The organism is Bifidobacterium leontopitheci (assembly GCF_009193355.1).
Lineage (GTDB): Bacteria > Actinomycetota > Actinomycetes > Actinomycetales > Bifidobacteriaceae > Bifidobacterium > Bifidobacterium leontopitheci.
On record NZ_WBVT01000029.1, the window covers coordinates 12939 to 34807 of the forward strand.

18 protein-coding genes and 4 tRNA genes are annotated in these 21869 nt (G+C 65.1%); 14 read left to right on the forward strand and 8 right to left on the reverse strand.

All coding sequences use genetic code 11. From position 1 onward, the window contains the following. Positions 1-40: 40 nt before the first annotated feature. Positions 41-1885: an AMP-dependent synthetase/ligase gene (locus tag F7D09_RS08435; RefSeq protein ID WP_152234948.1), complete on the reverse strand. Its 1845-nt coding sequence runs from the start codon at positions 1883-1885 to the stop codon at positions 41-43. Between the two features lie 281 nt (positions 1886-2166). Here F7D09_RS08435 and F7D09_RS08440 point away from each other — a divergent pair, with 281 nt between their 5' ends. Beyond that, positions 2167-2769 carry a hypothetical protein gene (locus F7D09_RS08440; protein WP_152234949.1) on the forward strand — a complete coding sequence of 201 codons (603 nt, stop codon included), beginning with the start codon at positions 2167-2169 and terminating at the stop codon, positions 2767-2769. Between the two features lie 269 nt (positions 2770-3038). On the opposite strand, the gene F7D09_RS08445 is transcribed toward F7D09_RS08440, so the two are convergent. After that, on the reverse strand, positions 3039-4583 hold the full coding sequence (locus F7D09_RS08445; RefSeq protein ID WP_152234950.1) for an amino acid permease: 1545 nt from the start codon (positions 4581-4583) through the stop codon (positions 3039-3041). A gap of 239 nt (positions 4584-4822) precedes the next feature. Here F7D09_RS08445 and F7D09_RS08450 point away from each other — a divergent pair. The 9 genes from F7D09_RS08450 to F7D09_RS08485 all read left to right on the forward strand — a co-directional run bounded on the left by F7D09_RS08450 (position 4823) and on the right by F7D09_RS08485 (position 10660). Beyond that, a tRNA-Gly gene (locus tag F7D09_RS08450) sits at positions 4823-4895 on the forward strand. Between the two features lie 48 nt (positions 4896-4943). Then, positions 4944-5015: transfer RNA gene (locus tag F7D09_RS08455), tRNA-Val, on the forward strand. A 41-nt stretch (positions 5016-5056) separates the two neighbouring features. Continuing rightward, positions 5057-5129: transfer RNA gene (locus F7D09_RS08460), tRNA-Val, on the forward strand. A gap of 26 nt (positions 5130-5155) precedes the next feature. Beyond that, positions 5156-5228, forward strand: a tRNA-Ala gene (locus tag F7D09_RS08465). Positions 5229-5920: 692 nt separating this feature from the next. Continuing rightward, on the forward strand, positions 5921-6748 hold the full coding sequence (locus F7D09_RS08470) for a hypothetical protein (RefSeq protein ID WP_226836150.1): 828 nt from the start codon (positions 5921-5923) through the stop codon (positions 6746-6748). A 69-nt stretch (positions 6749-6817) separates the two neighbouring features. Further along, positions 6818-6985: a hypothetical protein gene (locus tag F7D09_RS11205; RefSeq protein ID WP_193312403.1), complete on the forward strand. Its 168-nt coding sequence runs from the start codon at positions 6818-6820 to the stop codon at positions 6983-6985. A 191-nt stretch (positions 6986-7176) separates the two neighbouring features. Beyond that, positions 7177-8019 carry a class I SAM-dependent methyltransferase gene (locus F7D09_RS08475; RefSeq protein ID WP_152234951.1) on the forward strand — a complete coding sequence of 281 codons (843 nt, stop codon included), beginning with the start codon at positions 7177-7179 and terminating at the stop codon, positions 8017-8019. Between the two features lie 554 nt (positions 8020-8573). Beyond that, a complete protein-coding gene (locus F7D09_RS11670; RefSeq protein ID WP_152234952.1) occupies positions 8574-9182 on the forward strand; it encodes a sugar O-acetyltransferase in 609 nt (202 codons plus the stop codon). 365 nt (positions 9183-9547) lie between these two features. Further along, complete coding sequence (locus tag F7D09_RS08485; RefSeq protein WP_152234953.1) at positions 9548-10660, forward strand: helix-turn-helix transcriptional regulator; 1113 nt, start codon at positions 9548-9550, stop codon at positions 10658-10660. 114 nt (positions 10661-10774) lie between these two features. On the opposite strand, the gene F7D09_RS08490 is transcribed toward F7D09_RS08485, so the two are convergent. Beyond that, complete coding sequence (locus F7D09_RS08490; protein ID WP_152234954.1) at positions 10775-11140, reverse strand: VOC family protein; 366 nt, start codon at positions 11138-11140, stop codon at positions 10775-10777. A 152-nt stretch (positions 11141-11292) separates the two neighbouring features. Here F7D09_RS08490 and F7D09_RS08495 point away from each other — a divergent pair, with 152 nt between their 5' ends. Continuing rightward, positions 11293-12306, forward strand: a complete 1014-nt coding sequence (locus F7D09_RS08495) for a DUF6429 family protein (protein WP_193312404.1) — start codon at positions 11293-11295, stop codon at positions 12304-12306. Between the two features lie 64 nt (positions 12307-12370). Here F7D09_RS08495 and F7D09_RS08500 read toward each other — a convergent pair whose 3' ends face one another. The 5 genes from F7D09_RS08500 to F7D09_RS08515 form a co-directional block, all read right to left on the reverse strand. After that, positions 12371-12877: a cell filamentation protein Fic gene (locus F7D09_RS08500; RefSeq protein WP_226836153.1), complete on the reverse strand. Its 507-nt coding sequence runs from the start codon at positions 12875-12877 to the stop codon at positions 12371-12373. 18 nt (positions 12878-12895) lie between these two features. Then, on the reverse strand, positions 12896-13117 hold the full coding sequence (locus F7D09_RS11485) for a hypothetical protein (protein WP_226836155.1): 222 nt from the start codon (positions 13115-13117) through the stop codon (positions 12896-12898). Then, positions 13114-13293: an antitoxin VbhA family protein gene (locus tag F7D09_RS08505; protein WP_152234956.1), complete on the reverse strand. Its 180-nt coding sequence runs from the start codon at positions 13291-13293 to the stop codon at positions 13114-13116. Before F7D09_RS08505 ends, F7D09_RS11485 begins: the two co-directional genes overlap by 4 nt. A gap of 85 nt (positions 13294-13378) precedes the next feature. Beyond that, complete coding sequence (locus tag F7D09_RS08510) at positions 13379-14653, reverse strand: MFS transporter (protein ID WP_152234957.1); 1275 nt, start codon at positions 14651-14653, stop codon at positions 13379-13381. 200 nt (positions 14654-14853) lie between these two features. Beyond that, positions 14854-15915, reverse strand: a complete 1062-nt coding sequence (locus F7D09_RS08515) for a PfkB family carbohydrate kinase (protein ID WP_152234965.1) — start codon at positions 15913-15915, stop codon at positions 14854-14856. A 262-nt stretch (positions 15916-16177) separates the two neighbouring features. Between F7D09_RS08515 and rpmB the strand changes: the two genes are divergently transcribed. The 3 genes from rpmB to F7D09_RS08530 all read left to right on the forward strand — a co-directional run bounded on the left by rpmB (position 16178) and on the right by F7D09_RS08530 (position 21790). Further along, positions 16178-16372, forward strand: coding sequence for a 50S ribosomal protein L28 (rpmB, locus tag F7D09_RS08520; RefSeq protein WP_152234958.1), 195 nt, complete (start codon positions 16178-16180; stop codon positions 16370-16372). A gap of 692 nt (positions 16373-17064) precedes the next feature. Continuing rightward, a complete protein-coding gene (locus tag F7D09_RS08525; protein WP_152234959.1) occupies positions 17065-19515 on the forward strand; it encodes an ATP-dependent DNA helicase RecG in 2451 nt (816 codons plus the stop codon). 583 nt (positions 19516-20098) lie between these two features. Then, positions 20099-21790, forward strand: coding sequence for an APC family permease (locus F7D09_RS08530; protein WP_226836157.1), 1692 nt, complete (start codon positions 20099-20101; stop codon positions 21788-21790). The last annotated feature ends 79 nt before the right edge of the window (positions 21791-21869 follow it).

Consider the following 21869-nt stretch of genomic DNA (forward strand, 5'->3'; position numbering starts at 1 on the left):
CGCTGTGACAACACACAAGACCATGCATATATCGCTGATGCTACTTCTTCTTCGGCACGTAGATGACCGTGTCGATGAGCTCGCGATAGTGCTCGACGATCTGCTTGCGGCGGGTCTTCAGGCTGGCGGTGAGCATGCCGTTGTCCTGCGTGAACTCGTCGGGCAGGATCTCGAACTTGCGGATCGACTCGGCGCGCGAGACACCGTCGTTCGCCGCGTTGACCGCGCGCTCCACCTCCGCGTGGATGATCGGGTTCGCCGCCAGCGCCGCTAGGTCGGCCTCCGGCTGGGCGCCCTGGGACTCCAGCCATGCGTTCGCGTCCGCTTGGTCGATGGTGACGAGCGCCGCGACGAACGGCTTGCGGTCGCCGATCACCAGACACTGGTTGACGACCGGCGACGTCATGACCGCCGCCTCCAGCAGTCCCGGCGACACGTTTTTACCGCCGGCGGTGATGATGAGGTCCTTCTTGCGTCCGGTGATTGAGATGAAACCGTCCGCGCTGATGTCGCCCAGGTCGCCGGTATGCAGCCAGCCGTCCACGATCTGCTCGGCCGTCACCTCCGGATGGTTGTGGTAGCCGTGGCAGACCAGCGGGCCGCGCACGCACAGCTCTCCATCGTCGGCGATGCCCGCGGTGATGCCGCTCATCGGCATGCCGATCGTGCCGATCCGGTTGTTCTCCGGCAGGCTCACGCACACCGGGCCGCACGTCTCTGTCATGCCGTAGCCCTCGAGCAGCGGCATGCCGATGCCGTTGAAGAAATGCGACAGGTTCGCGTCCATCGGCGCACCGCCCGTGATCGCGAAGTCCGCGTTCGGGCCGAAGATCGTGCGGATCTTGCGATACACCACACGCTCGTAAAACCCATGCGCGAGCCGCTGCCGCCAGCCGGGCCGCTCGCCCGACTGCTCGGTGCGCGACCATGCGCGCGCCACGTCCGCCGCACGCAGGAACATCTTGCCGGCCAAACCACTGCCCGCACGCTGCGACGCCGCGTTGTACACCTTCTCGAAGACGCGCGGCACGGCCAGCAGCAGCGTTGGGCCGAACGACTCGAAATCCTTGACGATGGTCTTCATGTTCGAGCTCAGGCCAAGCGTCAGCGTGCCGCAGAAGCTCAGCATCTCCATGAACCGCGCGAACACGTGGCTCAGCGGCAGGAACAGCAGCAGGCGGCGGTCCGGCCACGCGCAGGCGCGCGGCATGTACTGCATGGCCGACAGGCACAGGAACGCGAGGTTGCGGTGTGTGAGCTCCACGCCCTTCGGGGTGCCGGTGGAGCCGGACGTGTACACGATGGTGGCGAGGTCGTCGCCGTGCGCCTCGCGCTTACGGTCCCAGAACCGCTCCTCGCTCACGTCGCGGCCGTACGCCTTGAGCGCGTCGAGGCCGCCCGCCTCGATGACGAACACGTTGCGCAGCGTCGGCACGTCGGCGTGCACCGACTCGATCTTGTCACGTTGGCCGTCGTCCTCGGCGAACGCGACGGTCACCTGCGAGTCGTTGAAGATCCACTTGACCTGTGCATCGGAATTCGTCTCATACACCGGGACCGTGAGCGCGCCGACCGCCATGATCGCCATGTCCAGCGCCGCCCACTCCCAACGCGTGTGCGAGACGATCGAAACCGAATCGCCCTTCTCGACGCCCAAGCCGATCAGACCACGGCCCAGCTCCACCACCAGATCGCGGAACTCGGCGGCCGAGAACGACGCCCAGCCGTTGCCGCCGGCGGTCGCGTCCTTGTGCTCCACCATCGAGCCGTCCGGGTCGCGCCGGGCGCGGCGGTCGAGAAAATCGAACAGGTTGATGTCGTCGTCGATCGGTTCCTTGAGCGGATTGGTGAACTCTTTGACGATGGTCGTGGAATTAACGGTCATGAGTACTTTCTTACCACGCGGCGGTTACGATATCGCCCCATGGTTCCCATGCAACTCTCAGAAAACCGTCATGCTGCACCAAGATGGGTGCGGTTACATAGGAACCACGGCAGCAATAAGCCGCATAACTGAACTCCTTCTTCTCTCTTCCCTCTGCAAGGCCCGGCCACTGCGCCGGGCCTTTTGCTGTTGCGGCGGTGGGCGTGCGGGGGTGGGCGTATGCTGGAAGCCGTAAGCGGCAGAGTGGCTGCAGCTGGATCGTCTCGAGGAAGGGGCCGATCATGACCATGCACGCGTGGCGCATCGTCGCCGCAACGGTATCCGCAATCATCATAGGAGCGCTGCCGTTCGGCGGCTGCGGGATGTTCCCCAGGGAGGAGGCCGGCGGCACCACCAGCGAACAGAAGCAGCCCGAACAGAGCGAACAGGTATCGGCGGAATCGTGCGCGTCCCGCGCCAAGCTGTACGACTCGCTCAAGGCGCTCGCCGCGGACAGCGACCTGATCGTTGCCGGTCGTGTGAGCGGGGTGAAGACGGTACCTGATTCCGAGGATGTCTCGCTGTTGAGCGTCGACGTTACGCGCGGGATCAAAGGGGCGAGCGGCGTCGGATATGTGACCGTCCGCCAGGAAGGGTTCTGCGGGCAGGAGAGAGGCAAGGCGCTGGCCAAGGGCGACACGGTGCTGTTGTTCCTGGACGCCTCGGGCCTGTCGGGGAACCTGGCGTCGCAGTACTACGTGACCGGCGCCGATGCCGGCGTGTACCAGGCCGCCGATGTGAAGGGTTCCGCCGACGGGCTCACGTTCGACAGGGTGAACAAGGATTCCGGCGATACGTTGCCGGCGTCGCTGACGGTCGATGAGGTCAGGAAGGCCGTGCAGTGATGGTATAGGACATGTTGGTTGGTTATGTCGCGTATTGCCTTGTATTAGGGCAAGTTGACGGCTGGTTGACGGCTTGGGTGTGAGATGTGGGTGTTTTACCTGGGCCGTTGTTGCAGGGCCGTGATGTATGATTTGCCTAGAAACGGCTTAATAGAGCCGTTTCTAGGGTGAACTGCTGCGGAATGGCCGGTGTTTTGCCGGAAATGAAACACCCACATCTCGCATTGAGGCGGGTATGGGGGCTGTTTCCGCGTCCTAATCCGTGTCGATCAGGGCCGTTCGGCCGTATTGCGGCCGTCTCCGAGGTCGCCGCTGCGCCTGCGCCGCATCCGCCGCGCACGCAACGCGTAAATCCCATAGCACAGCGCGATGAACACGATCTCGCCGACCAGCGCGAGCCGCTGATGCCGGTCGAACACCACCAGCACGAACGACGCCGTGCACAACGCGAACGCCGCCCACGAAACGTACGGGAATCCCGGCGTGCGGTATTTCAGCTCGTCCGCGGAATGCCCCTCGGCCAGCCAGCGGCGCCGGAACCGGATCTGGCAGAACGCGATCGCCACCCACACCACGACCGATGACAGGCCGGAGACCGCCACCAGCATGAGATACACGGTCGACGCAGCCACCACAGAGGACAGCAGCGCCAGCAGGCCGCCCGCCATCGCCGCGCACAGCGCGAGCATCGGCACGCCGCGGCGGTTCGTCTTGGCGAACCAGCGGGGGATGACCCCCTCGTTGCCCAGCGACCACACCATGCGCGTCGAAGCGTACAGGCCAGAATTCGAGGCGGAGAGCACGGCCGTGAGCACCACGAAGTTCATGATGTCCGCCGCGTACGGGATGCCGATGCGCTGGAACACGAGCACGAACGGCGATTCGCCCACGCCCGCCTGCCGCCAAGGAATCAGCGCGCACATCACGACGATCGAGCCGATGAAGAACAGCACGAGACGCCACAGCGTCGTATGGATCGCCTTCGGCACGGCGGTCTCGGGGTCGCGCGTCTCGCCGGCGGTCACGCCGATCAGCTCAGTGCCCGAGAACGCGAAGTTCACCGTGAGGATCGTGGCGAACACCGGCGTGAAGCCGTTCGGGAAGATGCCGTCGCTCGTGAGATTGCCGAACAGCGGCGCATGGTCGTACCCGGCGATCGGGATCGCGCCGAAGATCGCCAGCAGGCCGATGAGGATGAACGCGATGATCGCGATCACCTTGACGGACGCGAAGAAGAACTCGGCCTCGGCGAACAGGCGCACCGACAGCGCGTTCGCCAGGAAGATCACCACGATGCACGCCGCGCTCCACATCCAGATCGGCGTATCCGGGAACCAGCGTTGCATGAGCAGACCTGCCGCCGTGAACTCCGAGCCGAGCGCCACCGTCCAGTTGAGCCAGTACTGGATGGCGACCACGAAGCCGGTCGCCGGCCCGATGAACCGGTTCGCGTACACGTGGAACGAGCCGGTCACCGGCATCGCCACCGACAGCTCGCCGAGCGTGAGCATCACCAGATACACGATGAGCGCGCCGATGCCGTACGCGAGGATCGTGCCGATCGGGCCTGCCTGCTGGATCGTGTAGCCGGAGCTCAAGAACAGTCCGGTGCCGATCACGCCGCCGAGCGAGATCATCTGCAGGTGGCGCGCCTCCATGCCGCGCTTGAGTCCGGTGTGCTCGTGGCCGGTTGCGGGGGCTGGGGACGCGGGGGACGCGGGTTGGGCTGGCGACTGGGCGGCTGTGTCTGTGGTGGCGGTGCCGGGGGAGGCGATGTCGTCGGTGGCGGCATCGGTGTCGGTGGTGTGGCTCATGACTCTCTTTCTGTGCTGGCCGCGTTTCCGCGCTGACCATGCAGCGGCGGCCGCACTGGCGGTTCTGTGGTCCAGAACAGTATACGCGGCAAGGGGTTTGAGGTGGTGTGAGTGGTGCGGTTTGGTGGGTGGTCGCGAATTTCAGAAAAAATTATCGATGATTTTGCCGTTCATCGGCGTGTCGCGGTAGAGGTGCGTGTATTGTATCTTTCTGTTGCCTCACGGGGCAGCAAGAAATTGCGGACATAGCTTAGTTGGTAAAGCGCAACCTTGCCAAGGTTGAGACCGCGGGTCCGAGTCCCGTTGTCCGCTCGCAGGGCCGGTTGGCTGATTGATTTCAGCCGGCAGGCACGCAGGCCCGGGCGGTTGGCGCAGAGGTAGCGCACTTCCCTGACACGGAAGGGGTCACAAGTTCGAATCTTGTATCGCCCACGAATGTCGAAGGCAACTTCGGCTTTCACCGAACGAAGTTCGGGTGATTGGCGCAGCGGCTAGCGCACTTCCTTCACACGGAAGGGGTCGTAGGTTCGATTCCTACATCACCCACGGCCACTGCGGTGGTTACTCTATTCGGGGCTATGGCGCAGCTGGTAGCGCATCTCCATGGCATGGAGAGGGTCAGGGGTTCGAATCCCCTTAGCTCCACGAGCAAGGCTCGTACTCATTGAGTACGAGCCTTTTTGCTGTTCCGTCACTCGGTCCCTCGGCGAACTTGGCCCCCTCGGTGGAGGGGCTGGTTGAGCGGAGCGAAGACTGGGGGAGCGTTGCCCGCAACCACACCCGCCGGTACGTTCCGTCAGGATCGTGCAACCGACCGTACTCGAACCCACTGCTTCAAGTACGTTCCGTTGAATAAATATGACGAACCGTACTCATACAAGTTCCCCGAGTACGGTCCGTCAGTATTTCACAACGGAACGTATTCGTGAGTCCGTTCCGAGTACGTTTTGTCAGGATTCTGCAACGGACCGTACTCGTAGCGTCCTTTCCGAGTACGGTCGGTTGGTATTTTTTGACGAACCGTACTCGGGGTCGGTTTACGGGTACGTTCGGTTGATTTTTTCTGACCGACCGTACTCGAACTGGTCCATCAGAGTACGTTTCGTTGAGTTTTTTTCAACGAAACGTACCCGGACGAAGTTATCCACATTGACGATTTCGCTGTGGATAACCGGTCAGTTATCCACATATCCACAGATTTTCCGAGGTCGGTTGCGGCACCACGCAACACTCCCATACAGTGAACCGCACCACGGGACGCCGCCGGCCGCGGCACCGTCGCCACCGGCAGTCCCAAGGCAACGCAGAACACGACACGCCCGACGAAGGGAGCGACCATGACCACCACCATCGGCGACATCCACGACGCCAACGACCACGACGCCAACGACCGCGACGACCGCGACCTCAACGGCCGCGACGACCACGCCAACGACCCGCCGGCGGCCCTGCTGGACACCGCCGACATCGCGCGGTTCTTCGAGCGCCACGAGCCCGACCTCTACTATGAGTGCAAGCGCGAGTTCGACCGCGAGGTCGACCTCAACCCGTACAAGCGGCATTCCGAAGCGGTACTCAATCTGGTCAGATGGATGTTCTATGACTGGTTCGCGTTCGAGTGCGCCATCGTGATGACCGGCAAGGAGAACGCGGACGGCTACCCGCAGACCAGGCGCGTGCCGCGCGGCGAAGGCATCTCACCGTTCGGCTACATGACCGAGCTCGCGCACGTGCAGGACATGATTGACGATGCGGTGCGCAGCGACCTCAAGGAAGTCGACGCCACCAACAAGGCGACCATCTTCTGGATCCGCGACGCCAACGCCGCAACGCAGCGGATGCGGCTTGAGGACGTCATGCACGGCGGCGAATACACCGTGTACGGAGGCGACCTCGCCGCCCGGTACGACGGCGCGCACGGCGGCATGCTCGTCAACCGCATCGCCCGGGTGCGCGGAATGTGGCGGTTCTGCGCGGTGTGTCTCTACGAGTCGCGCCGTCCGGACACGCCGCGAGCCCGGCAGAAGCTGCTCACCGGCTTCGGCAAAGGCGGCTACCAGCCGGACTTCCCCGGTCTGGTGCGGTTCTTCTACGGCCGGGCCAAAGACACCGGTCTGGACTGGGAGGAGACGGAGGCGTTGCTGCGTCGGCGGCGGAAGCGGTGAGCCGGGTGGCGGGTGGCGCGAGTATCGTGGGCCATGTCAGGCATACGATCTGCTGGAAGGGAGCCGACGATGCTGCAGTACAAGACCGTGGTCATGGATTATGCGCCGAAAGCCGCGACGATGGCGGCGAACATCGAACAGTCCGCGAACGACATGGCGGGGCAGGGGTGGCGTCTGACCACCATGTCCATCACGAACTCAGCCAAGGCGATCCTCGTGTTCGAACGCGACGCGTGACGGCCGTGTGCCGACGTGTTCGCGTGGTCGTCGTGGTCGGCGTGCGTGACTTGCGCGTGCGGCCGGCTTGGTCGGTGCGCGGATAGTGTTGCCGGCGCGGTCGGCGTTACCTGCGTGCGCGGCATGTCGCCGGTTCGCACGACGGACCGTTCGCGGCGCGCGCGTCGGCAACGTCGCTACGGTGGTGAGTCATGAGTGAACGGACATTGTTCCATGGCAAGGCGCAGGCGTACGCCGACGCGCGCCCCGGCTATCCGGATGCGGCGGTTCGTCATATCGCCGCGCTGATCGGCGACGGCACGGCGGTGGCCGACGTCGGCGCCGGCACAGGCAAGCTCGCTGTGCCGATTGCGCGGCATGGGCTGCGGCGAGGCCTCGCAGTGAGGGCGGTCGAACCGGACTCTGACATGCGCAGCGTGCTGCTCGACGTGACGCGGCCATACCCGAACGTCACGGTCGTCGACGGTTCGGCCGAGCATACGACGTTGCCGGATCACAGTGTGGATGCGGTCGTCTGCGCGCAGGCGCTGCACTGGTTCGACCATGACTCGTTTCTTGCCGAATGCCGGCGCATCTGCCGCGGCGGCCGGTTCCTGCTGGTGTCGGTCTACAACGTCACCTCGTTCGATTCGGCGATGACGATACGGCATGGGTTCGGCGCGGCCGCGTCCGCGTGTGCGGCTGATGGCGCGGCGGGTGATGTGAATGCGTCAGGCAGCGCGGCCGCGAGCGCGATTTCGCCGGACGTCTTGGATGGAATCGGCGTCAGCGCACGGCACTGCTGTGAGACGACCGCCGCGTTCTTCCGGCGGCCGACGGTCCGGCGGTTCCCCAATCCGATCCGCTATACGCGCGACTCGTGGCGCACCTACATGGATTCCCATTCGCACAGTCCGCTGCCGGACGACCCGTCATATGCGGCGTATCGCGCGTGGGTCGACGCGATCTTCGACGAACGCAACGTCGACGGCATCATGGTCGACGACACGGTCACCGTGGTCGTCAGCGAGCTGCTGCCTGCCGAACGCGGATAGTGTGGGCGCCTTACGACGGGCACGGATGTGTTTCACGTCGCGTCCGAGGATACGACCGCGCCTCAGAGCGGGTTCGGGAGGTCGGGCGGAGGCGCCGAGATGTCCGTCAGGCGGCCTTCGGCGAGATGTGGGTGTTTCGTTTTGAGAAAACGGCGGGTACCGCTCACGGCCGATGTGCCCAAAACGGCTCTATGAAGCCAAAGTACCGGTTTTGGCGAATGTGACTTGGTGCCGGAATCGCCAAATGAAACACCCACATCTCGCGAGTAGCTCCTCGATGCCTGGCAAATCGTGGTCGATTGCCTTATTCCGCTACCTTCTAGGGCATATGAATGCTGGGCGTTCGACTGCCGGGGCTGCCGGGGTGCTGTTACGTGCAACAAGGCAAGCTGTCCGGATTCGCGCGCCGCTGGCCGAATGGGCGGCGGCGATTGTCGTGCCCGCCCGTCGCCAGTCAGGGCGGCAATCGCCGTGCCCGCCCGGCATCGCACGGCGTCCCGCGTATTATTGTTAACGCAACCATCGTTGTCGTAGCCAGAATACAGGGAGTCTCCATGGATAACGCCGCCCGCCGCACCGCACAGCTGCCATACCATTACGACGACCCGTCCATCATGGGCGGTCAGCTCGAATACCAGGAACTGCTATGGCAGTTCAACCGGACGCACCCTACCGACACCGCCGGCAAGCAGCGGCTCCTCACGGCCATGTTCGCCGAGATCGGCGACGGCTGCCATGTCGAGACGCCAGCCCACGCCAACTGGGGGTTCCACCACGTCCACATGGGCAAGGGCGTCTACTGCAACGTGAACTTCACCTGCGTGGACGACGCGGACATCACCATCGGCGACTACTGCATGTTCGGCCCGAACGTCGTCATCGCCACGGCCGGTCACCCGGTGCTGCCGGTGCTGCGCGAGCACCATTACGTGTACTGCATTCCGGTCACGATCGGCCGCAACGTGTGGGTCGGCGCGAACGTGACGATCCTGCCCGGCGTGACCATCGGCGACGACTGCGTGATCGGCGCCGGCTCGGTCGTCAGCCACGACATCCCCGCGAACACGGTCGCGTACGGCGTGCCGTGCAAGGCGGTGCGCAAGATCGGCGAGAAGGACCGCGAGTTCTTCTACAAGGACCGCCGCCTCGACGTGTGGGAGTGACGTCGGGTCGGCTTGGGTGTGGAGTATCGGCATTCGTTCGCCGCCCGACCGTTCGGCGTCATCCGCCGCGCATCGCACGCAGCCAACCGTCTCGGCATCGTGCCCTCACGCCCGATCGTCCGGCGACGCCGGCCAAGCATCGTGTCGAGTCGACCGCCGCGTGTCCTGCTCCATCTCTCCGCCGCACCCCGCGTAACCATTGGAATTCCAACGATGCAACCACTGGTTGCGCGGCGGTTGCGGGGCGTTCCGGTTGCGTTTCGCCGATGCAACCGCAAGATGGTGGCGCGGACGTCATCGCCGTGCCATAGTGAAACCATCGTTCAGGCACACCGCGGAACGACCAAATAGAGAAGGGAACGACGATGACTTTCCGCACGAATCTGCAATCGCTGCGAGCGCAGCGCAACATGACGCAGGAGCAGCTGGCGATGCTGCTCGGCGTCTCACGACAGTCCATCTCGAAGTGGGAGTCCGAGAAGGCATACCCGGAGATGGACAAGCTGCTCGCGATCTGCGACCTGTTCGGCTGCACGCTCGACGACCTGGTGCTCGGCGACGTGAACCATCCGATGGCTGCGGCGGCCGGCGAGGCAACCGCATCGGCATCCGACGGTGATGCCGGGAACGCCATGCAGGACGGTGCCAGCGCACCTGCATCCGGTTCAGGTACCGTCGTCGGAGCGGCTGCGGCTGCCGCCCCGGCCGCACCCATCCAGCCCGCGCGTCCGGCCGCGCCAGCATCCGCCACGTCCCTGCCGCGCGACCTGACCGGCTACGATGACCACCGCCGCCGGTTCGCGCTGATGATCGCGGCCGGCGTCGCGGCGATCATCGGCGGCGTGGCGGTCTCCAGCCTGTTTGACTCCGAAAGCCCGATTGTCCCGTTGCCGGCAGGGCTGGCCGACGTGCTGATGTTCCTGTGCATCAGCGTCGGCGTGATCGTCGGCCTGGCGCTGCTGATTCCCGGGAGCATGGCCCACGCGGTCTTCAAACGCCGTCATCCGTACGTCGAGGACTTCTACACCGAGGATGACCGCAGCCGTGAGACCCGTCTGCTGGCGGTCGGCATCGTCGCCGGCATCGCCGCGATCCTGATCGGCATCGTAGTCGCCGTGTACATGGACGAGGTGCTCGGCGTCGGCGCAGGGTGGCCGATCGCGGTCATGCTGCTGCTGGACGCGGCGGCCGTGTTCGGTTTCGTCTACGTCGGCATCCGCTACGGAATGCTCGACATCGCCGCATACAACAAGGAGACCGACAAGGAGCGTCGCGTGCGCGCCGGCAGACTGAACTTCCACGAGAAGCTGGCGGGTGCGGCGTCGGGCATCATCATGCTGGTCGCCACGATCGTCGGCCTGACGCTGCTGTTCCTGTCGGTGCCGCTGTTCTGGTTGTCGTGGGTGATCGGCGGCCTGCTGTGCGCGATCACCGGCGTTGTGATCGGCTTTCTCAAGGACATGGACGAGCGTAAATGACGGAACGCGCGGCAGTCACCTGACCGCTGCGCGTTCCGTCATTTGTTCGCCCGTGCACCGTGACACGGAAGAGGCCGCGGCGCACGAACTCATCCGTGGATGTCTACTGAATGTCTACTTCAGGCACGCCTCGATGTTGTTGCCGTCCGGATCGTGGATGAACGCCGCATAGTAGGTCGGTCCGTAGTTCGGACGCGGCCCCGGCTGGCCGTTGTCCGTGCCGCCGGCCGCAAGTCCGGCCTCGTGGAACGCCTTGACGGCATCTTCGCCGGAAGCGTGGAACGCCAGATGCGTGGGCACGAGCGGCTGACCGTCCTTCGGCGACTCCAGCCACACGCTGTCGCCATCTTGCTCGTTCGCGAAGCACACCGCGCCCGGGAACTCATGCTTCTTCACGTAGCCCAGCGGGGCCAGCAGCTTCCCGTAGAACTCCGCGCGCGCGTTCGCGTCCGCCACGAACAGTCCGACATGATCGATCATGACAACCTCCTTGTATCGTCTTGCATCGTCGCTCCCCATCATACGGCGATATGCGGCGATACGATGGATGGGACGTACGAATACGAGCAAACTTCCCGAAGCCACTCCAACGATGGCAGGCGAATCGGCGAAACGAAGGAAAGGGCGGAACCATGGCGAACACCATGCCGGCAGGCAAACCCGGAGCCGAGGATGCGGACGACTGGCGCGAGCCCATGGTCAGGGACCTCACGCTCATGCTGCTGTGGCTCACCTCGTGGGACGAGCGCGGCGGCACGACCTACGGACAGGACGCCGGGCCGCTGCTGCGTTCGTGGATCGGCTACGACTGGGATGCGATGGATGCGTTGCGCGACGAGCGGCTGATCGAGGGCCGCAAAGGCAACAAGTCCGTGTATCTTACGCAATCCGGCGCGGCGCTGGCCGAGACGCTGGTCGACCGGTACCGTCACGCGGTCGACGCCGCCGCCGGACGGGACGCGCGACCGTCGGCGATGTCGCTGCTGGCGCAGGCGTTGGGGATACCGAGCCACTATCTGCCTGACCTGTACGGTGAGGATGATGATGCCGACGTCACGGTCGCCGATCATATCGATACGCGCTATGCGGGCGTCGACGATCCCCGTTCCTTCCTTTTTCGCGTGACCTTGCGCATGCACGACGTGACGGACCCCGCCGGCAAGCCGCTGGTCTGCCTCCGGGACATCGAGATACCCGCCGGCCTGACCTTCGCTGACCTGCATCACGCCATCCAGCAGGCGTTCGACTGGAAGGACTATCACCTGTGGAACATCCAGCTGAACAGCCACGGCGTGAAATACCAGCTGGAACCCATGTCGAATGAGAACTCGTTCGAGGACTACTGGGACACCCGCACGCCGGCCGACGCGGACAGCGTGCGGCTCGGCGAAGTGTTCCCGCGCAGCCGGACCGCGTTGTACACGTACGATTACGGGGACGACTGGGAGCATGACATCAAGCTGGTGAAGACCATCAGCAAGGCCGACATCGATCACCCTGTCGTGCGCGACAGCGAAGGCGAAGCGCCGCCCGAGGACGTCGGCGGACCGTGGGGTTACGCGGAGTTCCTCAAGGCGTACACTGACCCGAACCATCCCGATCATGCCGATATGGTCGCATGGAAGGCTGGCATCGACGCGCTGTGAGTGAGCCGCGGCGTGCCGTCTGGCGGCGTTCGCGGCATTCACTCACAGCATGCCGTCTCGCGTGTTATTCGGCCATACGACGGTAGACGTCTCTTTCGAGCTCCTCGTCGATTTCTGATGGCGTGAGTTGGCGATATATATTGGGGGGCGCGGTGTATCCGGCGTCCTGTAGGTGAGTGATGATGCTTTCCGCTGATCTCGAGTCGTATTCATCGGGAGTGCATACGATGTTCGAGAACATGTCGATCAGTGCGGATTCATCGGCTGTCTCGCGGGCGATTTGCGATGCTCTGTCGTTTTCCTGCTTGGAGACTCTGCTCCAGTCGAGTCTCCATCCTGCGTCGTGGGCTACGATATCCCAGAACATGCGCTGGGTGCGCCCGTTGCCTTCGCGGCATGGATGAAGGATATTGAAGTTGTCATAGTTGACGCTGAGTCGGTTGATGAAGGTCAAACGATTCATATCCGGCAGTAGATGGTCGTCTTTGAGGGTCCGCTCGGAGTACTGGACGCCCATGTCGAACACGGCAAGCGGCTGGAAGACCTGTCCGGTTCCTTTGGCGATGTCCACCGTTCTGATTTGGCCTGCCTAGTCGTAGACGTCCTGGAACAGCTGATGATGAATCCACTGCAACTGCTCCAGTGTTCCCTGCGCTTTCGGAGGATTCTCCATCAGCTCCAGCGCCCGAACGGATACAAGATCGTTTTCCGCAGCCTCGAGATCCGCGACTGTCGTGGCTCCGACCAGATTGCGCAGAACATTGGTTCCTGGAATCAGATACGGGTCAATGGCATCGGGAAGTTCGATCATACGGCTTCCAGTCCATAGCGGAGACGCGTGCGGTTGAGCAGCTCGCGAATGTCGATGGTTTCCTCGATGTAATCCTTCGCGTCGGAAAGAAATGCCGGCGTGACGTCGCCTCCTTCCATATGCGCGGAGTGGATGACCTTGGCCACGCCAATCGCGCGTGTTTCGCGTTCCGTCATGTCAGCCTCCTTGTATTCCATGATAAGACGATGCCACAAATACCCGGGGGAAAGTACCGCCTGACGGCGTTCGCGTGTCCGCCCGCTAGGCCGCCGTCTTCGTCGGATCCTTCTGCAGCACGAGGAACACGAGCGCGACGACCAGCAGGATCGCGATCGAGAGCACGCCGAGCGACGCGTTGCCGGTCAGCGACGTGGTGGTCGCCACGAGGAACGTGCCGAGGATGCTCGCCGTCTTGCCGAAGATGTCGTACAGGCCGTAGTACTCGTTGGCGTGGTTCTTGGGGATGATCTTGCCGTAGTACGAGCGGCTCAGCGCCTGGATGCCGCCCTGGAACATGCCGACGAGGATCGCCAGGATCCAGAACTCAACCGCCGTCTTCAAAAAGAACGTCGCGAAGAACACGATGCCCATGTACGCGACGACCGCGGCCATGATCATCGGCTTGCAGCCGAACCTGCCGGCGAGGCGGCCGTACAGGATCGCGCAGGGGAACGCGACGAACTGCGTGACCAGCAGCGCCACCACCAGCTGCGTCGAGTCGATGCCCAGCTGCGTGCCGTACGACGTGCTCATCGAGATCACCGTGTTCACCGCGTCGATGTAGAAGAAGAACGCGATCATGAACATCCACAGCGGCTTGTTGCGCACCAGCTTGCGCATCGTGCCGGCAAGCTCGGTGAACGTTCCGCGCACCGCCTCGCGCGTGTGCTCGCGGGTCGCGCGGTAGTGCACCTGACGGTAGCTGGTCAGCAGCGGAATTGTGAACGCCACCCACCAGATGGCCGTGATGACGAAGCTCGCGCGCGTGCAGGCGGCCGTCGACCAGCCGAGCAGCGAGGGGCCGCCGAAGATCAGCGCGATGCAGGCGATGAACGGCACGGTCGAACCGACGTACCCCCAGCCGTAGCCGTGCGAGGAGACCTTGTCCATGCGCTCGTTCGTGGTCGTGTCGATGAGCATGGAGTCGTAGAACGTGAGCGAGCCGTTCAGGCCGATCGTCGCCAGCACATACACGATGAGGAACGGCAGCCAGGTGAGCGGCAGGGCCATCGCGCAGCACATGACCGCGCCCGTGCCGAAGAAGCCGAGGAAGAACTTGACTTTCATGCCCTGCACGTCGGCGATCGAGCCGAGCAGCGGCATGAGCAACGCGATCACCAGCGAGGCGATGGTCTGCGCGTAGCCCCACGCGGAGACGATGTTGCCGTCCTTGGGCATCAGCGAGTTCGCGTAGATCGGCACGACGGCGGTGGAGAGCAGCACGAACGCGGAGTTGCCGACGTCGTAGATGATCCACTTCTTCTCGCGGGACGTGAGTTTCGCTTCGGCGGTCGGCGCTGTGGCTGTGTCGTTCATGTGTGCTCCTAACGGGTGTCCTTCACCATCGTACGGTGCCGGACGCCCGCGACGCGGCGCACAAGTGAACGCCGCATGAATTTTCCCGGCGGTGAGTGCGGTGGCGCGCGTCACGGTGCGGTCGCCATATCGTCACTCTGCTTGGGCGAGCACAGTGACGGCAGCGCAGGACAACGCGGACGCGTCCGGATGTCGCGCACTCACTCGGCTTTGCGGCGTGCGACATCCTCGGTGCGCTCAACCAGCGCGATCGCCTCGTCGAAGTCCGGGCAGTCGGGCACGCCGTTGACCGACCGCTGGATCGCCAGCGAGGCCGCCGCGTTCGCGATCTGCACGGCGTCGCGCAACGACCATCCGCGTGCCAGCAGCGCGCACATCGCGCCGGTATGGCAGGCGCCGGCCGACCGGGTGTGCTTCGCCTTGGTCGGATATCCGGCAACGTATTCCACGTCGCCGCCGGGCGTGCGCACCCAAGCGCCGCGCGAGCCTGCGCGAACCACGAGCGGCGCGCGCAATGCGGTGCCGAGCCGGCTGCACAACGATTTCATCGACTCGTCGAAGCCGCCGCCCACGGTCATCGACATCGTGTCGTCCAGACTCACGCCCAGCCGTTCGGCCAGCGTGCGCGCCTCCTGCCGGTTGCACGACCAGATCGGCCGGGCCAACACCAGATCCTCCAGCAGCTGGTCGCTGACCATGTGCAGCGTGTTCGTCGGATTGAGCACGATGCGGTACGCGCGCTGCGACGGATCGGCGATCGTGCGGTCCACGAACGCGTCGATGCCGGCCGCGCTGTGGTCCATCAGCGTGTTGCCGCTGATGTGCACGACGTCGCCCTCGCCCGGCTCCACGCAGTCGAACGTGGTCTCGTTGCCCTGCGCCTCCGCGCCGTAGGTGGCGATGAACGTCTTGCGTTCGCCGTCGTTGAGCACCAGACGGAACCCGGAATCCGCGTCGATGCGGTCCTGGCCGATGTGCTCGATGCCTGCGTCGGCGCACGCGTCGCGGATCATCGACGCCCACGGGCCTGTGCCGATGATGCCGGCGTGACGGGTCGTAGCGCCCATGCGGCTGGCCGCGTGCATCGCGCGGAAGCTGCCGCCGATCGACGGCATGGTGTGGTTCGAGACGGCGAATCCGCCGGCCTTGGGCATGGCGTTGACGTCCATCATGATGTCCACCCACACCTGTCCCAGCGAAATGACCGTGGGATGCGGGGTGTCGTGTTTGCGCGCGAGCAGCGCGCCGAGCGAGTCGAGCATCGTATCCTCCTTGATATGTCGATTCAAACCGACTGTACTGCGATTGTATGAAGACTTGCTGAGAGCGGCAATACGCACGGAGGATGATGGTGGGAGCGTGGTATGCGGCGATGTGTGGCGGGACGCGCGTGGCGCGGCGGTATGATACACGCTGGATTTGCGTTTGTATGTATTGAGCGGTATTATTGTGAAGTTGTGTGTTCAAGCCTGCGTGCTGGAACACAGGAAGACTTGAACATCAAGGTATACCAAGGAGTCCATCATGGCAGCTCGTTGTGCAGTGTGCGGCAAGGGTCCGCAGGTCGGATACAGCGTTTCTCACTCGCATATCCGCAACAAGCGCACCTTCCGTCCGAACCTCCAGCCGGTTCGTACCACCGTTGACGGCCAGAACGTCCGCGTTCGCGTCTGCGTCAAGTGCCTCAAGGCCGGCAAGGTTCAGCGTGTGGTCGCGTGAACCGCGCTCTAGCGCTTTGCAAACCCCGTGAGTCGCAAGACTTGCGGGGTTTCTTTTTACCCGAACGCGGGGCGTGCGCGGTGTGGGGCGCGTCCGGTCGCGCGATATTACGGCTCAACGACATCACCGTGGTCAGGGTTCTCTCACCGTGCACGGGTTGCGTCACTGTGCAAGGGCGAGCAGAGTGACGCGGTGGGCGTCTGATTCCGGGCGTGTCGCGTCACGCTGTCCGAGTCGCGCGTCACTGTGCTCGGGGGAGGGCGGATCCGGGGCTAGGGTGCGCCGTAGTTTTGGCTAGGGGCCGATAAAGTCGGCTCGGGCGGGGACAATGACAGGTTATGGGCACTTCGAGGAACACTAGGACATCGACGGGCGAGTCGCCGTTGCCGGCGTCGCGGTCAGATGCGGCCGCTTTGGGCGCGGCGTCGCGGTCGACCAAGCGGCCGACCAAGCAATCGACAGTGCAATCGGAGTCACAATCGGCGTCACAATCGACAGGGCAGTCGGCAGTGCGGTCGGCCAAGCGGTCGGCAGCACATCCGACAGCGCAACCCACTGCGAAACCGGCGTCACAGCCGGCATCGCAATCATCGTCGCACCCGACGTCACTGCCGCCGACGTCACTGCCGTCAACGTCGCCATCACCGACCGCCGGCCGGACGGTGAACTGGCTGACTCCGCTCTCCTCGCTGATGACCAACAAACGCCGCGTCGGCGCGCTGAAAAGCCTCGGCGTCGTCAGCGTCGGCGACGCACTGACCTACTATCCGTTCCGCGTGACCGATCCCGTGCCGTTGCGCGCGCTGCGTGAGGCGCGCGCCGGCGAGCGCATGGCGTTCGCCGCGCTCGTGCGCAACCTCAGAGTCGTGCCGATGAACGCCCGCCGCGGCTATCGTCTCGAGGCGATCGTCGACGACAGCGACTTCGCCGCATCCCGCCGCGTCGCCGGAGCCGTGGCGCGTCTCGTGTTCTTCTCGTACAAGAAACAGTACGTCGACTGGGTGAGCATGCGGCTGCGCAACGGTTCCACCGTGGTCGTCGCCGGCGAGCCGAGCGAGTTCAACGGCCAGCTGCAGTTCACGCACCCCGACGTGATGACGGTCGCGCCCGCCGCAGCCGACGCGGACAATCCCGGCGTCGTCACCATGTCCACGTTGAAATACGACGCCGATACGGTCGACGAGGCGCTGCGCCGCGTCAGCCGGCCGCGTCCGGTGTACCATGCGACCTCGCGCATCTCCAGCGAGCACATCCACGAGTCGATCCTGCAGTGTCTGACGGCGCTGGAGCAGTCAGACGGCGACGACAGTGCGCCTGCCGACGCCGCACTGTCTCGCGCGATACCGGACGTGCTGCCCGAGCCGGTACGCGCGGCGCGACGGCTCATGCACCGGGCGGAAGCGTTCCGCGCGATCCATGACCCGCGCGACCCCAAGGATTTCAAACGAGCCATCGACACGCTGCGGTACGAGGAGGCGTTCGTCTCGCAGACCGCGCTGCTCGAGACGCGCCGGCACGCCGCCAAACAGGACGCCCACCCGTGCCCGGACGTCACGCTGCGCGACCGGTTCATTGCCTCACTGCCGTTCCCGCTCACCGGTGGCCAGCGCGAGGTGATCGACGACATCGCCGCCGACATGAGTCGCGACTATCCGATGCAGCGGCTGCTGCAGGGCGAGGTCGGCTCCGGCAAGACAGTCGTCGCCGTTGCCGCGATGCTCGAGGCGGTCGGCTCCGGCCGGCAGGCGGTGCTCGTCGCGCCCACGCAGGTGCTCGCCGAACAGCATGCCGACACGATCCGCCGCATGATGGAGACCATGGGGACGGCCGACAGTGCCGTTACCGCCGACGACTCCGACAACGCCACCGCAGTGCCGGTCATCCTGCTGACCGGCGGCATGAAACTCGCCGCACGACGCCGCGCACTGGCCATGGCCGCAAGCGGAACGCCCTGCATCATCGTCGCCACGCACGCCGCGTTCTCCAAGACCTTCCAAGCGCCGAACCTGGCGCTCGCCGTGATCGACGAACAGCACCGCTTCGGCGTCGAACAACGCGAATCCCTGCGCGGCAAGGCCGAACTCGCGCCGCACCTGCTGGTGATGACCGCCACGCCGATCCCGCGCACCGCCGCCATGACCTGGTTCGGCGACCTCGACATCTCGTGGCTGACCGAACTGCCGGGCGGCCGCAAGCCGATCCGCACGTTCATCGTGCCCGAGGCGGACGGGGCGACCATGGGGCGCATGTTCGCGCTCATCCGTTCGCGCGTGGACGCCGGCGAACGCGCGTACGTGGTCTGCCCGCGCATCGACGAGGACGAGCCGGACGATGAGGCGGCTGCCGGCGCGCGCGGTTCGGCGCGGTCGGCCGGCGACGTCGACGGGCCTGACATCGGCGTCTACGACGAGTCGGACGCCTACGCGCGGGCCGGCTCGCGAGGCGGGGCAGGGGGTGCGGCTGCGACCTCAGCCAGTCGAGGGTCGTCGGCGGGTGCCGGTGACGACGGCGAACCGGCTCCGCAGCGGCCGCCGCTGCACGCCGTGAGCGAGATCGATCGCAGGCTGAGCGCATTGCCGCAGTTCCGGGGCGTCCGGTTCGCCACGTTGACCGGACGCGACGATGACGAGACCAAGCAGCGGGTCATGGCCGCGTTCGCAAGCGGCGAGACGCCGGTGCTCGTGGCGACCACGGTCATCGAGGTCGGCGTGGACGTGCCGCAGGCCAGCTGCATCGTGATCTTCGACGCGGACCGGTACGGTCTGTCGCAGCTGCATCAGCTGCGAGGCCGCGTGGGGCGAGGCGGCACGAACAGCTGGGCGTTCCTCATCTCGCGCGCCGAGCCGGGCAGCCCCGCCGAACAGCGCCTGCAGGTGATTCAGGGCACGCTCGACGGCGCCGAGATCGCGCAGGCCGACTTGGAATTCCGCGGGGCTGGCGACGTGCTCGGTGACGCGCAGTCCGGCGGCAAGTCAAGCCTCAAGCTGCTGCGCGTGGTCAAGGACGCGAAGCTCATCACCGACGCGCGCGAGCGGGCCGAACGGCTGCTCGCCGACGACCCGGACCTGACTGCCCACGTGCAGCTCGCCGGCGCGGTGCTCGACTTCACCCGCGGCAACGAGGCGTTCCTCATCAGCAGCTGAGTGCGGTGAATTTGGCTTGACTTGGACGCTATTCCGGAATAGGCGGGCATCGGGTTGGGTAACACGCACTTTGTAAACGCTTATATCGTTGTTTTAAACGCTTACAAACGCTTGTTGTTTGACGGGGATGCCCGCCTAGTCCGGAATGCGCCGCCAGGCAGGCCGTTTTCTTGAATCGGCGTTGGCTGGTGGGCGCGTGGCATGGCGTTGTTCGCTGTGGCGTCGTGCGTCTCGGCCAAAGGCGATGGCCTCGGTTTCATGAATGACCAGCTGGCGTCATGCTCCTTCGTCATTCCTGCTCGCACCCCGCCCCTTGCCCCCCCGCCTGCGATGCCCGCCATAGATTATTGGTATGACGTCGCGGCGATGCGGGTTTCCAATCATGGTTCAGTAGCTATCAAAGAGCCATCACGGCGGCCGCAGATGGGGCCGCCGTCATCGCGCGGTCTGTCACGGCCGATTGAGGGGGGTAACCATGAGCACAACCGGACAACTCGCGCCGCGTAAGTCAGGCGGCACGCCATCGCGCAGTCCCGCCACGTCGTCACGCCGGCCAGCTACGCCACCGCACAGCCTGGGTGGCATGCCATCGCGCAATTCCACCGCCGTGCCGCGCAATCCCGCTGCGTCGCCACACGATTCCAACACGCCGCCGCGCCGCCCCAGTCCCGCCGCGTCGCCGCGTGGCCTCGGCGCCGCGTCGCTGACGGCGCTCGCCGCCGGCAACATCATCGGACTGGGCGTCCTGTCGCTTGCAGGCATCGGCATCGGCATCACCGGTACCGGCCTGTGGATCGCCGCGCTTGCCGGCGGTCTGGCAGCTGCGCTCGCGCTCGCCCCGCAGCTGCTGGTCAGCGCCGCCGCCGACTGGCCGGGCGGGCAATACGAGCAGGTCGCCACGCTGCTGCCACGCACTGCAGGCGGCATCGTTGCGTACATCCTGTGCTTCCTCGTGTTCGACGTCACCGCCTACGCGCTGTCGGCCGCCGAGCTGCTGGGCCTGCCGCCGCTGGTTACAAGGCTGGTCGCCATCGTGCTCGTCGCCGCCGTGCTGTTGCTGCACATGGTCGGCGCCCGTGCCGCCGCCGCGACACAGCTCGTCATGACCGCCGTGCTCGCGCTCGCCTTGGGCGTGGCCGTCGCCGCGCTGGCACCGCACGTGCGGCTCGGATATTTGACAGCCGACACGTTCCTCGGCTCGCCGGCCGTGTTCGCGTTCGCCGCGGTGTACATGGCGTTCATGATGAACGGTGCCGCCGTCGCCGCCAACTATTCCAGCGTCACGCGTGCACCGCGCCGGACGGTGCCGCGCGCCATGGCGGCTGCGCTGCTGATCGTGGTCGTGCTGTATGCGGCGGTCTGTCTGGTCGACGCCGGCGTGCTGCCGATCGGCCGCGTCGCCAATCAGGACCTGTCGGTGACGTTGGCCGCGTTCCTGCCGGCTCCCGCGGTCACGGCGCTGACGGTCGCCGTGTCCGCGTTCGCGTTGCTGACGTCCCTGAACGCGGTCGTCGGCTGGATCGCGTATCCGGTCGCCGCGGCCGCCGTGGACGGCTGGCTGCCACGCGAGCTGGCCGCACGTTCGCCGCGCACGGGCGCGCCGACGCTGCTGCTCGCCGTGCTGCTGATAGTGGCTGAGGTGCCGCTGATCGCCGGCGTTCCGGCGAAAACGGTGTCGTCGAGCGTGACGATATTGGTGGTTCTGGTGCAGCTGCTGGTCGCGGTCGCCGGATTGCGGCTCGCGTTGAGTGGTGGTGTTGGCGGTGACGCGGATGGTCGTACGGACGATGCAGGTGTGTCGGCGGCATCGGCGCGTGCGGCTCACGGTCGCCGCGACGTCGTTGGTGATGACGTCGCTGATGATGACGTCACTGATGATGACGTCGCTGGTGATGACGTCGCTGGTGATGACGCCGCCGGTGATGACGTCGCTGGTGATGCCGCGAGCATCCGGCCCCTGCGGCGTTCCTCGCCCGGTCGCCGCGGTGCAGTCGATGACGGTGCCGTCGTTGACGGTGCCACTGACGCCGCTGCTGTCGTGCGCCGTGACGATGATGACGCCCCGGTCTGGCTGGTCCGTGTGCCGCGGGCGGTGCAGGTCGCGGCATGCGTGGCGGCGATCGTCGTGGACGTGCTGCTCGTGGCATGGCTGCTGTATACGATGAACCGTCTGCTGATCGTCGGCAACCTCGTGTTGCTGGCGGTCGCCGTGATATCCGCGAGTGTCGTGCGGGCGTTGCGCGGGAGCACGGCAACGACTGATACACGGTCATAAGCAGTACGTATAGCTGTGGGTTTGCGTTGCCATGGGCAGCGGCCCTACGATGGGTTCAACGTTCGGGGGAAGTCGCGAA

What these genes read in the sequence shown, in the direction of transcription:
- rpmB (WP_152234958.1), top strand. Translation starts at nt 16,178, where the DNA reads ATGGCAGCTCGTTGTGCAGTGTGCGGCAAGGGTCCGCAGGTCGGATAC.
- F7D09_RS08435 (WP_152234948.1), bottom strand. Translation starts at nt 1,885, where the DNA reads ATGACCGTTAATTCCACGACCATCGTCAAAGAGTTCACCAATCCGCTC.
- F7D09_RS08475 (WP_152234951.1), top strand. Translation starts at nt 7,177, where the DNA reads ATGAGTGAACGGACATTGTTCCATGGCAAGGCGCAGGCGTACGCCGAC.
- F7D09_RS11205 (WP_193312403.1), top strand. Translation starts at nt 6,818, where the DNA reads ATGCTGCAGTACAAGACCGTGGTCATGGATTATGCGCCGAAAGCCGCG.
- F7D09_RS08490 (WP_152234954.1), bottom strand. Translation starts at nt 11,140, where the DNA reads ATGATCGATCATGTCGGACTGTTCGTGGCGGACGCGAACGCGCGCGCG.
- F7D09_RS08505 (WP_152234956.1), bottom strand. Translation starts at nt 13,293, where the DNA reads ATGACGGAACGCGAAACACGCGCGATTGGCGTGGCCAAGGTCATCCAC.
- F7D09_RS08515 (WP_152234965.1), bottom strand. Translation starts at nt 15,915, where the DNA reads ATGCTCGACTCGCTCGGCGCGCTGCTCGCGCGCAAACACGACACCCCG.
- F7D09_RS08470 (WP_226836150.1), top strand. Translation starts at nt 5,921, where the DNA reads ATGACCACCACCATCGGCGACATCCACGACGCCAACGACCACGACGCC.
- F7D09_RS11670 (WP_152234952.1), top strand. Translation starts at nt 8,574, where the DNA reads ATGGATAACGCCGCCCGCCGCACCGCACAGCTGCCATACCATTACGAC.
- F7D09_RS08485 (WP_152234953.1), top strand. Translation starts at nt 9,548, where the DNA reads ATGACTTTCCGCACGAATCTGCAATCGCTGCGAGCGCAGCGCAACATG.
- F7D09_RS08530 (WP_226836157.1), top strand. Translation starts at nt 20,099, where the DNA reads ATGCCATCGCGCAATTCCACCGCCGTGCCGCGCAATCCCGCTGCGTCG.
- F7D09_RS11485 (WP_226836155.1), bottom strand. Translation starts at nt 13,117, where the DNA reads ATGATCGAACTTCCCGATGCCATTGACCCGTATCTGATTCCAGGAACC.
- F7D09_RS08510 (WP_152234957.1), bottom strand. Translation starts at nt 14,653, where the DNA reads ATGAACGACACAGCCACAGCGCCGACCGCCGAAGCGAAACTCACGTCC.
- F7D09_RS08495 (WP_193312404.1), top strand. Translation starts at nt 11,293, where the DNA reads ATGGCGAACACCATGCCGGCAGGCAAACCCGGAGCCGAGGATGCGGAC.
- F7D09_RS08525 (WP_152234959.1), top strand. Translation starts at nt 17,065, where the DNA reads ATGACCAACAAACGCCGCGTCGGCGCGCTGAAAAGCCTCGGCGTCGTC.
- F7D09_RS08440 (WP_152234949.1), top strand. Translation starts at nt 2,167, where the DNA reads ATGACCATGCACGCGTGGCGCATCGTCGCCGCAACGGTATCCGCAATC.
- F7D09_RS08445 (WP_152234950.1), bottom strand. Translation starts at nt 4,583, where the DNA reads ATGAGCCACACCACCGACACCGATGCCGCCACCGACGACATCGCCTCC.